Origin of the sequence: Lactococcus muris, from assembly GCF_042849115.1 — a bacterium.
Lineage (GTDB): Bacteria > Bacillota > Bacilli > Lactobacillales > Streptococcaceae > Lactococcus > Lactococcus muris.
In genome coordinates this window covers 1-13,873 of sequence record NZ_BAAFQO010000001.1, presented here as the reverse complement: position 1 = coordinate 13,873, position 13,873 = coordinate 1, and the positions used below count along the sequence as shown (strand labels likewise).

Below are 13,873 nucleotides of genomic sequence, written 5' to 3'. Positions count from 1 at the left end.
TTTATGAAATCAGGATATTTTCAGCCTTTGACAAATGCTTATAAAATAGCTTGGATATGGTGGGTTATTCTTCTTTCTTTCCAGCAAGTGCTTTTCTATGAAAATAATCTTCGGACAAATTGGTTTCAAATCTCTATCCTTGTCTTTCTAGTTTTTGCCTTTTACTTTTTAGTGAGGCAGCGTCGTTTTTTTGCTGCAGAGGATGCCTTGCATTTTTCTCGGGATTTTCGATTAGGAATGCTCAAAATAGATTTCGCTTACATGAGCTCCGTTAAAGTTACGCCAAGAACGCTTCGATTTATTTATATCGGCAAGGAATATCAGTTTGTTGTATTGGGAAAATCCAATCAACTTCTACAAAATGTACTAAAGGAAAATAAAGTTGAATACACTACATCAGCACTTAAAAGATCCGAAAAAGTTTAAGATTTTTTGGTCAATTATTTTTGGCCTTCTTTGGCTCGGAACAAATATTTATGTAATCATGGAAACGCCCGCTTGGAATGAGAAGTATATTACAGCTTTCATTTTAGGGAATGTCTGTATGTTTATCGCAGCAGCCTACATGGTTTTCGTTTATCGCTCATTCAAAAAAATAGCCACTCTGACAGAAAATAAACTCCAACGTTACTATAAAATGTCAATGTGGATTTTAGGTCTTGCAGTATTGCTCGTTCCTTTTTTCTTTATTATTCATGTCCCTGACACGGCACATGACTGGGATTTCTTTGTCGTTTTGAGAAACAGCCTTTACTTGGGCGGCCGTTCCTTTATAAATCTGCCAATGACAGAAAACCAACTTTTGTATTTCTTGCGCTATCCTAATAATCAATTTTTCGGGATAATTTATAATACGATTTTTGCACCTTTTAGGAACTATTCTTCTCTTATTTTAGCGACAACAGCTGTAGCAGCAGTTCTTACGAGCCTTTCTGTCTTAGGTGGTTCACTCTTGATTAAAAAGATATCCACTATTAAAATGGCTCTGCTCTATAATTTGGTTGCCTTTGGATTTTTCCCTTTTTACATCTACGGTGCCCAGCTCTATACCGATACCGCTACTTTGCCTTTTGTTATTTTCGGTTTGCTTTTTATGGTTTATGCCCTTAAAGCAGAAAAAACAAGCAAGATGATTATGTGGTGGATTGCTGCTTGCTTAGTTGTATTTCTAGGATTTAGTATAAAGCCAACGGTTTTCATTCCGATGATTGCTGTCTTCTGTTTCCTCATCCTTAATCGCAAATGGAAGAAGCTCCTTATCATGCTGCCTATTGCAGCACTTCTTTTTGTTGGTGTTCACCAAGGGGTTAAGTCTGTTGTTTCCTCAGACCCAGCATTTTCAGAGTCAGCCAATGATCGCTACAATTTGCCGATGATTCATTGGATTACAATGTCCTTTGATCCCATCAATAAATACGGTGGCTTTAATCCAGACGTTTTAGCTTATTCCCAATCATTTACAGACGTAGAATCTAAGAAAGAGGGGATTGTACAACGACTTAAAAATAATCTGAGAGAGATGAGCGTTTTTGATATTCTATTACAGCTCTGGCGTAAGATTATGTATACATGGTTTAATGGTGATCTGAGTAGCTTCTTTTACACCTATCGTCATTCTAATCCCTTTGTTTTTCGTTACTTTGACTGGACAAGTTTTGCTCCAGAAGAAGGCAATATCACGGGCTGGTTATTGCTCAAAGCGGCTCAAACCCTTTATTGGCTGGCTATTGTTCCACTTATGTGGTATGAAATCTTTTTGGGCATCTTCAAAAAACATAAAACAGAGTGGTTTATTGTTGGACTTTCAATGGTAGGTCTTACAGGTTTTCTCTTGCTTTGGGAAGCTAACTCACGTTACCTTTATAACTTTGCGCCAGTAATGCTTGTTTTAGCAACTATGGGTCTGGTTGACTTTATCAAATCTTATAGGAGGAAAAATGGACTTTCTGAATAAAAGCATGTATCGTATTTTGCTGGGGCTCTTTATTGCAGCCTTGGCGCTTATGGCTATACAGCCCTATACAGATGTGGGTTTTTTAGAACCGATTTCCGTATTATTGCTGGCTGCTTTGCTCTTTTTCCTTCTCCGTTTTGCCTATCAAAAATTCCATAAGATGAATAAAAAAGGACTGAAAATATTTATTTTCGCCTTTTTTACAGTATTTCTCTTGTTTCAGATTATTTCTGTTACTCAGATTCACATGATGGTTTTCGGAGACCCTTGGCATATACAAGCTCAAGCGACACGCATTATGCAAGGGGATATGGTTTGGGATGTTTGGATTCGACAATATCCCAACCTTCTTCCCTTAGTTGCTCTGAACGTTGGCTTTATGAAACTTGCTCAACTGTTTCATGTGTCTTATTATGTGATTTTTTATGCTTTTAATATTTTTATTAATACGAGCATTTGGGTCTTGATGATTCGTTTTCTTTGGAAGAAAAGAGCAGCTCTCGCAGCCTTTATTGCCTTAATCATGGTTATTCTTCCAATGAATTACGATTTTCTTCTAAGAGTTGGTTACTCTGATGGTTTTGCGATTTTAGTCTTACTGATTATTGCACTTAAGTTTGATAAACTACAAAAAACAGAGACATTTGGCGTTTGGCAATTTATCAGCACAGCATTCCTATTTGCAGTAGGATACTTGGCCCGTCCAAATATTATTATTGTTTTGGTTGCTTTAGCAATACTCGGCTTGGTGGCTTTTAGTCAGCGTCAAAAATATAAAAAATTGTGGCTTTCTATTACTAAACTCCTTTTAGCTTCTCTTGTAGGAATTATTTTAGCCATGGGCGTAACCCGTGGTTTGGCGAGCGTGATGCAATACGATCTCAAAGGTCCGGATGTTTTTCCAACCATCAACTGGATTTATGAAGCTCTTAATACGGATTCGATGGGAACTTGGACTCCTGCCGACCGTGACTATACGCTCAATCACTTTGGTTTCGAGACAGCAAAAGATGCAAATATTGCGGGAATAAAAGAGAGACTCGCATATTTGGGACAGAAGCCTTGGATGATTCCGGTGCTTCTCCTTGGAAAATTTGGGCAGCTGTGGTCTTGCGGAACATTTGCCACAGCAACAGATTATCAACTTTTCTCTGGTCACTATAACTGGACAAGAGGTCCGGGTTGGCTGATTGATAATATCGGTGCTGTTAATATCTTTATTTCAACCTATGCCAAAGCACTTATGTCTATTTTCCTTCTGGCCATTGTTTATCGTCTTTGGAAATCAAAAGAGGAAGAAATCTCGGTTTTCTCTCTCTCTATTTTGACGACGATGGGGATTACGCTCTTTCATACTTTACTTTGGGAAGTGAAACCGCGTTATCAATTTATGACAATTGCGTTGATTATACTTGCTGCTGCACTGAGTTTTGATAAGATTTTTTCTGAAAAAGCACTATTTAAACCTGAAAAAGGGAAGAAGAAGCTTTTAAAAATAGCTTATCCAGTGCTGTCACTTTTGTCATTGGGATTGATGCTCACCTTAATGCAGGTGCAACCTAAGCAGAAGATTACTGTCAATGCGCAACAACATTCCCTAAACCACTTTGGTTACAGTAAGGGGAGCATTGAACTTGGTGCAGGAGAAAGTATTTCTCAACCTTTTGAGCTCGCTACCTTTGCCAATCATATTGATTTCAAATCCTATGCAACTATGGAAATGAAGCTGATTATTGAGAAAAAGGAAGCAGGTGGGTGGAAAAAAGTGGCTGAGCAAGCCATACTTCCAGAAGATGCGATAACTGTGTTAAGAGCAGACATGACTGCTGGTCAGTACCGCATGCAGGTTCAAAATATACAAAAAGTTCCTGTTACCATGTCTCTGATGACCAATACTGAAAATTTGGATTATCCTTATTTGATTGAGCTTCCTAACGATAAGCAAGCTTCATTTGGATTTTCTATCTCGCAAAGGCAGCCTAAGACAAAATTCCCAATGGGATTGATTTTCGGCTTTGCTGTGATTTATTTACTGGGCTATTTCGTTGTCCTAGCTGTGGTAAAAGATGATGAGTAAACTCTTTCTGAAAAAAGTTCTTCTGCCCTGCTTAGCTGCAGTGGCAGCTTTTCTTATCGTGGATAACAATGCTCAATTCTATCAGGAGCCCTTGGGCATTATTGAAGAAGTAAAGCATGTTGGAAAGACAACATTAGATGATAATTTTGGTAACAAGGACACAGAGATACAGCAAAACCTTACGGTTAAACTGCTCAATACAGCTCAAAAAAATGAAATTTTACATTTACAAAATATCACAAATCAGTCTCAGGTAACAGGACAAATTTTTCGTAAAAATCAAAAAATTCTTCTACGAAAAAGCGCAGGTAAAATGCAAATTGTCGGACAAAAACGTGATGCGGTTATTGTAAGTTTAGCAGTACTTTTTATTGGATTACTGCTAAGTTTTATTCGCTGGCGTGCTTCTCTATTTTTAACTGTTTCGCTCGCATTAAACCTCCTTTACTTTGTCTTGGCTCTTGCTGCTGACATTCATTTTACTTCTGTCAATGCTCTGATTATCTTTTCTTGTTTAGCTTTTCTTTTCGTATTCAGTTCTTTGAGCTTTGTACTGGGCTTTACACGGCAGATGTTCCTTACCTTATTAACAACCCTTTTAACAAGCCTCTTAACTTTCTTATTGACATTTTCTGTTTTGAAGGCCACAGGAAATTCAGGTGTACATTTTGAAAATATGAGCTATGTGACACAGAACCCTATCCTGTTTTTCTTTGTCGGAGCAATCATAAGTGTACTCGGAGCAATTATGGATGGTACAGGAGATATTGTCGCAGGTTTATTTGGTCTTTATCGTCAAAACAAAGCCCATGATATTAACATGACCCAGAAGGATTATGTAAAGTCAGGAATGGAAATTGGGAAAGAAATTATCGGGACATTAACTAATGTTCTATTTATGATTTTTATGGCAGAAACGATTCCGATGACCTTGCTCTTATTGAGAAACGGCAACACATGGAGTTATATTGCTGGAACGGCGCTTAATTTGGGGCTCTTACAGACGATTATCTCTGCTATCGGCATTGTCCTTGCAGTGCCAATTACGGCTTTTGTGACAAGTTTTGCTTTAAGAAGGGAGACAATAAAATGAATAGTTTAATGGTTCTCTTTCTCATTTTGGCACTTTTGCTTGTCCTCGTTTCTGGAGGGGAAGGGATGCGTAACCTTTTCGGATTATTTATCAACTTTGCTCTGATTTTTCTTATGATAACGCTCCTGTCATGGGGGGCGAATACATTTATTCTTTTATGTGTTGCATCTGTCTTAATTTTAGCAGTGGCTATATATATGTCTTCAGATGACAACAGGGTGACCAATATTTCTTTCAAAGCAAGTCTTATTGTTGTTTTTACGCTGATGATTTTAGCTATTCTTGTCCAATATTTGGGTAATCTCCAAGGCTTTGCAATTGAGGATACGGAAGAACTCGAGGAACTGTCTTTGGCTATTGGTTTGAATTTTTCCAATGTTGCAATTGTGGTTATGGTTATTTCGATGTTAGGGGCAGTAGCAGAGGCAGCTATGGCACTTGTTGCTAGTTTATCTGAAGTTGTCGAACAAGATGCGCAGATGTCACTGGCCCAGTTTAAAGAACAACGCTTTATAATTTCTCAACAAATCCTTGGCACTGCTGTAAATACATTGTTTTTTGGATTATTAGGTTCATCACTTAGTCTTATCCTTTGGTTTGTAAGACTTCATTATAGCTTTGCAGAAATAATAAATTCCAAACTGCTTCTGGCGGACATGGCCGCAATGCTCTTAGGAATGATAGGGATACTTTTTGCGATTTTCTTGTCGGGATATTTTGTGGAAAAAGAATTTGAAAAAATGCATGAAGGAGTATAAAAAGAGACTCATTTATGTTGAACTCCTAGCTTTTTTGTGTGAGATGAAAAAGGAAGTGCAAGGGAGAAATATAATTTTGGAAATATTTACGAAAAAATAAAGAAATCATATTGCAAAGCATTAAACTTTTTGATATATTATATACATGAATAAGAATTTATTAGATGGGATTGCGGATCGGTTACATATCAAAGGCCTGAATCCCTTGCTTTCTCTCATCATATGGGAATCACTTTTGCTGTTAGTCTTGCTTATTGCAGTACTGTTTGTTATATCACTGATTTAAAAGAAAACTTTGAGCTTTTGAAGTATTTTGTGCCATTAGGGAGGATGAGCAGGAAATACATTAAGTGCACGAATGGAAAGATATTATAAAATGAAAAATCATACCTCTTAAATGTTTACTCAAGAGGTATGATTTTGTCTTTTTTATTTAGATTATTTTTCTAAGGCTGCAATTTTTTCTTCGAGAGCTTTGATTTCTTTTTCTAATTCCGCTTTCTGTTGAGGGTCTTCGATTGATTGAAGATCTTTTTTCATTTGTTCTAATGATTCTTTTTGATAAGTGATAAGCTCTTTTTTCTTACTTGATATTTGCTCTAGGAGCTTATTTCTATCATCCTCACTAAGCGGTTTATAATCAGGAAGTTTTTCTTTCTGAAAATGTTGAGCGAGTAAGCTTATTGGTGTTGTATTTTTATCCTTCATAAGTTTAGTCTTCCATGAGGTATCATAGCGATCCAATAAAAAACCTGCGAAAGCACCAACATCATAAGCTTCTTCCACATTTCCGGTTGATTTTCCATAACCTTTCGTCTGCTTCCCTAATGCTTGGACAGCTTGAGCAATATCATCGTCCGTCTTAAGCTGATCTGGGAAATAGGTTTGGAGAGCAGCCATTACTTCCATATACTGAGCAGATCCTTCTACGCGATCCCAATATTGTGCAGCATCAAAGTCTGCCTTGTGCTTTGCTTCATATTCTTTATAAGTTGAAAGAGCTTTGAGAACTAAAGCTTGGTCGTTAGGTTGCGCAACAGCCTTCATTAGCTCTTGGATCAATTGATAACGAAGGACTCGGGCTTCTACATTATCAAGATGTTGATCTTTTTTGGAGCCAATTTTTGCAATTTCTTCTTCAGGTAACTTGTCCCATCTCTCCTGTTCAAAGATATGGAAATTTTCATGCAAGACAAAGACCAAGGCATCGTAAGTGCCAAGATGTGGATAGCGGTTCCATGTTTTCTTATCCTTAAGTGCAGCATTATTGAGTGAGAAATACATTCCTCCGCCCTTAAGCTCCTTGCCATGTACACTATAGTTTGCATCTACTCCGAACTTTCCAAACTGTTTGCCATAGTAGCCCCAAGTCCCTGGATATTCAGAGCGGTTAACATTCATATCTTCTGCATCTTTGTCAGAAAAATCACTGATTTGCCCATCTGGAGTGATTTTCCACATCTTTTTACTGTCCGTGTCTTCTAAAACAACAGGAATCTGTGTGACGGCACTGTTAGGCCAAATTTTTTCAGCAACCTGATTATATTTTTTCAACTGTTGAGCGAAGATAGGTAAAAAGTCATTGACTGTTTCAGGTTGATTTTTATTAGCAATAAAATTAAAAGACGGTGTTTTTTCTTCTGTCTTGCTTTGTTCGGGTGCTGCTGTGCTTGATTTATTTGTGTCTCCTTTGGAACATCCTGCAAGCACTGCACTTAAGATTAAAATTCCTATTGTTGTAAAAAATTTTGCTCTGTTTTTTATCATCATTGTCTCCTTTAACGACATTTATGCGGAAATTTCCACATCATTTTTACTTGATAAACCTTTCTTTTAACCACTGTCTGACGGGTTTAGAAAAGTCTGCGTATAACTTTTTATTTTTCTCTAAGTTTTATGAACTTTCTAGTGAATCCTCCTCTCTTTTGAACTCTCTTTGCGTTGGAAAAATAAACATAAAAAGACTTCAAAAAATAAAAATTATTTATTCCTGATAAAGCTCATAAATCCTCTCCATATATTAGTACGTAAAAGAATTTGTTTTTTCACTAATTTTTCCAGAAAAATATCTTTTTCATTCCTTTTGTTTATGTGAGACGAATATGATAGAATAATAAAGCGCTTTGAAGAGGAGTTTGTAATAAAAGTTGCTATAACTGAAAAAGAATACTTGACTTTATGAAGAAGGAAAATATAAATTGAATACAACTACAATCAAACCAGAAAACTGGCGAAAGAATTTTTACCTGTTTCTAATAGGGCAACTCTTAACCGGGGTAACATCGATGATTGTCCAATATGCAATTATCTGGTATCTTACTCTCGAATCTGGTGAAGAATCTGTCCTTGCTATCGCAACCTTGGTTGGCATGCTACCGATGGCTATTCTTAGTCCTTTGGTCGGTCCCTTTATCGATCGTATAAACAAGAAATTTCTTTTAATTTTCTATGATGCCATCGTTGCTGTTATCGCCTTAGGGCTCTTTATTTATGGTATTAATCATGATGTATATCCCCTGTGGATGGTCTTTATCACTATTGGGATTCGTGCAGTGGCACAAACCGCTCAAATGCCAACCGTCCAATCTATCATGCCTACCATGGTACCTAAGCATGAAATTACTAGAGTAAACGGGCAGTTTGGGATGATTCAGTCCTTAGTTTTCATCGTTTCTCCAGGTATTGGGGCTTTCATGGTTGCTGCCTTTCCTATTCATTGGGTTATCCTACTTGATGTCATTGGTTTTATTTTAGGGGCTGGTATGCTGCTTCTGGTCAAAATTCCTGAAGTTTCTACGCAGGGTGAAAAAATTGCTGTGTTCAGAGATGCCAAAGAAGGCTTCAATATTTTAAGGGACAATAAACCGATGTGGAAGATGACACTCATCGGGGCTCTCTTCATGCTTCTCTTTATGCCAGCCATGAGTCTTTATCCTTTGGTAACGACGAAATATTTTGGTGGGACAATTGTTCATGCGGGCTGGGTAGAAGTTCTTTATGCAGCAGCGATGCTTGTCGGCTCTTTTGCTGTTGGTATTTTTGGTAAGGTTAAAGATCGGATGCCTTGGATTATTATGGCTTATCTAGTAGTAGGTTTGACCATTGGTGGCTCTGGTTTCCTCCCTGGAAATATGACGGGCTTTTGGATTTTCCTTGTCCTTAACGTTTTAGCGGGTGTTGTCGGACAGATTTTTAATACTATGAATATGGCGCTTACACAGCAGTCTTTTGAACCACAATACCTCGGGCGTGTCATGGGGATTGTTTCTGCCTTGATGAGTTTTGCTGGACCTATAGGACTTATTTTTGCAGCACCTGTTGCAGACTCTATCGGTGTCCAAAACATGCTTATCATCGCAGGCTTCGGTGGTATATTATCAGCTTTTCTCCTTTATTTCACCCCATCTGTACGAAATTACGATAAATTTTTACAGAAAAAATTAACAGAAAAAACAAAATAATGATTTTATAAATGAAAAAACTCCTCGGGAGTTTTTTTATATTCAGAAATAGTGATTTGCTCCTAAAAATGTGCAAGCCTTATATTATTTTTTTACTTTTGATAATTATGAGATAATGATTGCAAAGTTAAAATATAATTAGAACGGAGTTTTTATGCACACAACACACACACGCTATTCCAGCCCAGAAGCAAGGTTGGAACGCTTGAAAAAATTTGGTAATGTCCTGATGACAGCTACAGTCGCTGCTGGCTTAGGTGCTGCTGTTGGAACAGTATGGCCAGTTAAAAAGGTTTCAGCAGAACAAAGCAGTCAAGAGATTATTGCGAAGCAGCTCAGTAATTTTGCCATTTCGAACAGGGCTGATGATGCTACCTTAAGGGCTGAGATTGAGCGTTCACTTTTGATTTCGGCCTCGGCTGCTATCTATGCCAACACATCGGAAACGATTATTGATGGCTATGTTGATGAGATTGTAGAGGCATTATTTATACAACTGCGCGAGGCGGGTACACCTGTCGGTGTAAATAATATGTCAGCCGTTGTTGCCATTGACGGACATGACATTGCTTTCAATCTTGAAATCTTTGTTTACGATGATACACAGGCCTTTCTTGAGGACAATAACTTTGTTCTATTTGACCAAGCCCCCACTCAGGAAAATTTGGATGCAGATAGGAGTAGTCTTCCTACTGCTGTAACTTATAAGGTCCAAACAGGAGAAGTGCTCTCTATTTCTGAACAAACTTTGAGTGGAGAGCAGCAGCTGGAGCCGCTACTGGCACAAGTATCTGAAGCACCAACTATCGTTGCTGCTGACCCAGACGGAAATGACCGAATCAACGCTACAGGTACATCTGCACTAGACACGACTGTCACGGTCACTTGGCCAGACGGTACAAAAACATTTAATGTTCCTGTCAATACAGAGGGAATTTGGACTGTAGAGAGCCCAACTTCTCAAAGCAGCGGTACGCTAAGTGTCACTGCTATTGACCTTGCGGGTAATGCAAGTGTGACAGTCAGCACGCAATATGCAGATATTACTCCACCAAGCAAGCCGTCTATCTATATTTCGGATGCCGATAATGACCGCCTTCCTACAGCATCAGGGAGTATGAGTGGAGTGTTTCAGGCTGGGACAACGATTACAATTACTTGGCCTGACGGAACGATGACTGATGGCGTGCCTCTAGATGCAGCTGGACATTGGACTGTAGAAAGCAATGCACAGCAATCCTCAGGAAATATCACAGCCCAAGCAGTTGACCCAGCAGGAAATACGAGTCCTATTGCGGTTGCACCATGGGAAGCGGATGTCTATGCAGGGATTGATTTTGATGCAAATCCAATAAACGCAAGCAATAGCATTTATAAAGGTCAACTGTTTGATGTTTATGGTACAGTCACAGATGTTGAAGACGGACAAACGGTTAAACTTACAGTAACTGATGGATTAACTTCAAAGTATTTTACGACTGTCGTAGAAAATGGCAAATGGAAAGTTTTAGGGATTTCCTCCTCTGATTTCAAACTTGGAGCGCTTGGTTTATCGGCTTGGACCATTGATTTAGCGGGTAACGAAACAAGTAATGTGCGGGTTACGGCTGTTCTTGATTTTCCAAGTATCGACATACTTGATGCGCAAACTGTTGTTGAGGGTGAAACAAGCCAGTTTATTATCAGTTTGGAAACCGCTCTAGAATATGATACAGAGATTACTTATCAAACGCAGTCTGGAACTGCCAGTGAGGGTTCAGACTTCATCGCAAAAACAGGAGTAGTTGTTCTCAAAGCAGGACAAACTTCAGTTATTGTTGATGTCGCGACTCTCGATGATAGCTTTGACGAAGCAGATGAGGAAAAGTATAGCTTGCAGTTGCTTTCAGCAAAAGTACATATTGGGAATCAACTCTTAGCGCTACCTCTTGTAAAAACACAGGCACAAGCTGGCATTAAGGACAATGATCGTTCGGGCTTTGTCATAGATACTCGAGCTACAGTTCACATCAATCCTGTCAGCACCATCTATGAAAGCCAAGTCTTGAACATTACAGGCTATGTGGAAGATATAGAAGAGGGGCAGGAAGTAACTGTTACACTGGTTTCGGCACTGGGAGATGAAAAAACTTATGTGGTCAATGTTGTCAACGGTCAATGGTCCCTTACTAATATTGACTACAGCCTGTTCTTAGAAGGAAATTCTGTTTCCTTGACTGCCACAGCGACTGCTGTAGATCAAGCAGGCAACACCGCATCAGATGGTGAAGTGTTCGCCATCCTCCCTTTGCCAACGGTTCGGGTGACTGATAACCCTACCATTAAAGAGGGAGAGCAGGCCGAGTTTATCTTTAGTCTGGATCAGGAACAGCCCTATGATGTCTATTTAACATTTACAAGTTTAGGCGGCAGTGCTGGTGCAGGTGATGATTTTGAAGATCTTACGGGCGGGATTTGGATTAGAGCGGGACAAAAGCAAGTGACTGTTTTTGTCAATACTACACAAGATTCAATCGTTGAACCAGATGAAAACTTTACAGTTATTATCTTAACAGCACATTTGGACTTAGATGGTGATGCACTTATTTCAGAGACGGACTTGCCTATTCGTATCCTACCACCGGCTAATGAGATTATCTTAGACGATGATGTTTTAGAGGATAAGGAACATAGCAACAGCGTGACTATCGAAAGTATTGCGACAGATAATCACCTGACACTCTTGGAGCAAGCCCAAGAAAAAATAACAGTTACGGGTCACGCTATGCTGCCTACGGACACGGCTGAATATAGCTTGCTGCTCAAAGTTTACGATCAAACTTATAGTGCAATTGTTGCGCTAGACGGCTCATGGTCTTTAGAAGTTTCAACGGCAGATTTACTGCAAGATGAAGATTTGATTATTGAGGCCATCTTGACTTCTAAGGATAGCGCCAATAATAGTGCCATGAGTTCAGACAGTTTAAGCTATACAGTGGATCACGATACGGAAGCACTGGAAGGTGCTACTTTAGAAATTCTTCATGTGGCGCATGACGATTATGTATCTCTTACTGAGCAGGCGCAGGCTACTGCTGTGATAGGGGGACGTTTCAGCCTGCCAATAGATGTCAAAGAGGCTAGTCTGGCAGTGCTTGTCGGTAATATGACTTATTTTGTCGAGTTACACGAAGATGGTTCTTGGCAAGTGGATGTGCGTATGGAAGACTTATTGACAGATTCAGATCAACGCGTGATTGCAGTTTTATCTGTGATTGACCAAGCGGGAAATAGCGATACTATCACTCAGCTAAGAGCTTATAGTATCGATGAAGAGCAGTTAATTCCAGAGGAAAAAACTCAGGTAGGATTAGAAGAAGAGAGCCCTCTTCCACCTCCTCAGCTTATAGCAGTTCCGCAAGAAAGTGGAGAAGACTTTGTACTTGAAGTTATTTCTGAAAAAGTTTCAGTTGCAGAGAAAGCCAAGGAACTCCCTAAAACAGGAGAAACTCTGGACTTGACTTTAACTGCATCAGGCATCTTACTTCTTGCCCTAGTGGGACTCATGAAGAAGAAACAATCTTTGGAATCAGATAAACATAAAGTTTAGAAAAAAGCAAAAATCAATCCGAAATCATGGGATTGATTTTTTGGTGATAATTAGGATATTGGTGGTGTTTTTTAATAAGAATTCTTTCTAGAGATAGCACTGTAACAATAATGTTATGATTACATTTCATAAATATTAAGTAACATGTTAAAATATGATGAGAGATATCATTGTATTTGGAGAAAGCCCCCCAATGACTTATAATCAGGCAACACAACACAACACAACACAACACAACACAACACAACACAACACAACACAACACAACAAGCGGTAGATTACCCTTCTTTTTCGTATGCACCAAAACGTTCCGGATAACTGGGACGTTTTTTGCCCTGCACTAAAGCTAAAAAATAATCGTTTTTGACCCCAAAGTCATAAAACTTCTCATATCCATAAAATTTGAAATACAAGGAAGAAATAAAATGCACGCAACAAACAGAAACAGGAAAAAACTAGGAATCCTTTTAGCCATATTGTCAGTCCTGCTGCTCATCTCAGGAACCTTCGCATGGTTCTCCTTCACACAGAGAGCCATCAATGACCGCAGTGTCAGTGTCAACTTTGAAGAAGTTGGCCGCCTGCACGACTACTTTGACCGCGCCTCAGGCAACAAGGACGTCTTCGCCGAGAACTTTGGCGATGCCCCTATCTTGGTGCGCGTAAAACTCCTCGAATACATGGAAATCAATGGCGAATCTCTGGTCCAAGCCGACCCACAAGAGGTGGAAGACGGTAACGCAGTCCAACCCATCAAAGAAGACACGGGCACATGGACGCCTTGGACACCAGAAGCCTCAGGCAATACAGTCGGCCAACGTGTCGGACCGGGCGCTGTCTTCAATGCCCGTGCCCGCTGGACTGTCGGTTGGCAGCCCCGCGCAGCCACAGACGGCTCAGGTCAGCTGAATGCCCCTTACTTCATGCCGACCTTTAACCGT

At 39.3% G+C, this 13,873-nt stretch carries 8 protein-coding genes and 1 pseudogene; 8 read left to right on the top strand and 1 reads right to left on the bottom strand.

Annotated elements, in window-relative coordinates; all coding sequences use genetic code 11:
• Window positions 1-3: 3 nt before the first annotated feature.
• The 5 genes from ACGHCK_RS00045 to ACGHCK_RS00025 are packed head-to-tail and all read left to right on the top strand — an operon-like array spanning window position 4 to window position 5,882.
• Window positions 4-426: an EbsA family protein gene (locus ACGHCK_RS00045; RefSeq protein ID WP_251421977.1), complete on the top strand. Its 423-nt coding sequence runs from the start codon at window positions 4-6 to the stop codon at window positions 424-426.
• On the top strand, window positions 383-1,954 hold the full coding sequence (locus tag ACGHCK_RS00040) for an ArnT family glycosyltransferase (RefSeq protein ID WP_251421979.1): 1,572 nt from the start codon (window positions 383-385) through the stop codon (window positions 1,952-1,954). Before ACGHCK_RS00045 ends, ACGHCK_RS00040 begins: the two co-directional genes overlap by 44 nt.
• Window positions 1,938-4,031, top strand: a complete 2,094-nt coding sequence (locus ACGHCK_RS00035; RefSeq protein ID WP_251421982.1) for a hypothetical protein — start codon at window positions 1,938-1,940, stop codon at window positions 4,029-4,031. The genes ACGHCK_RS00040 and ACGHCK_RS00035 overlap by 17 nt, the downstream gene beginning before the upstream one ends.
• Window positions 4,024-5,124 (top strand): YibE/F family protein, encoded by a 1,101-nt coding sequence (locus tag ACGHCK_RS00030; RefSeq protein ID WP_271328189.1) that lies wholly within the window; start codon window positions 4,024-4,026, stop codon window positions 5,122-5,124. Before ACGHCK_RS00035 ends, ACGHCK_RS00030 begins: the two co-directional genes overlap by 8 nt.
• Window positions 5,121-5,882 carry a YibE/F family protein gene (locus ACGHCK_RS00025; protein WP_251421985.1) on the top strand — a complete coding sequence of 254 codons (762 nt, stop codon included), beginning with the start codon at window positions 5,121-5,123 and terminating at the stop codon, window positions 5,880-5,882. The genes ACGHCK_RS00030 and ACGHCK_RS00025 overlap by 4 nt, the downstream gene beginning before the upstream one ends.
• A 438-nt stretch (window positions 5,883-6,320) precedes the next feature.
• On the opposite strand, the gene ACGHCK_RS00020 is transcribed toward ACGHCK_RS00025, so the two are convergent.
• Window positions 6,321-7,649 (bottom strand): hypothetical protein, encoded by a 1,329-nt coding sequence (locus tag ACGHCK_RS00020; RefSeq protein ID WP_202230513.1) that lies wholly within the window; start codon window positions 7,647-7,649, stop codon window positions 6,321-6,323.
• Window positions 7,650-8,080: 431 nt separating this feature from the next.
• Between ACGHCK_RS00020 and ACGHCK_RS00015 the strand changes: the two genes are divergently transcribed.
• From ACGHCK_RS00015 to ACGHCK_RS00005, 3 genes and pseudogenes are all read left to right on the top strand, one after another.
• Window positions 8,081-9,343: an MFS transporter gene (locus ACGHCK_RS00015; protein WP_251421991.1), complete on the top strand. Its 1,263-nt coding sequence runs from the start codon at window positions 8,081-8,083 to the stop codon at window positions 9,341-9,343.
• Window positions 9,344-9,497: 154 nt separating this feature from the next.
• Entirely contained in the window at window positions 9,498-12,932 is a 3,435-nt protein-coding gene (locus ACGHCK_RS00010) for a Calx-beta domain-containing protein (RefSeq protein WP_271328185.1), read from the top strand.
• Window positions 12,933-13,357: 425 nt separating this feature from the next.
• Window positions 13,358-13,873, top strand: a pseudogene (locus ACGHCK_RS00005) (hypothetical protein); the annotation flags it as partial.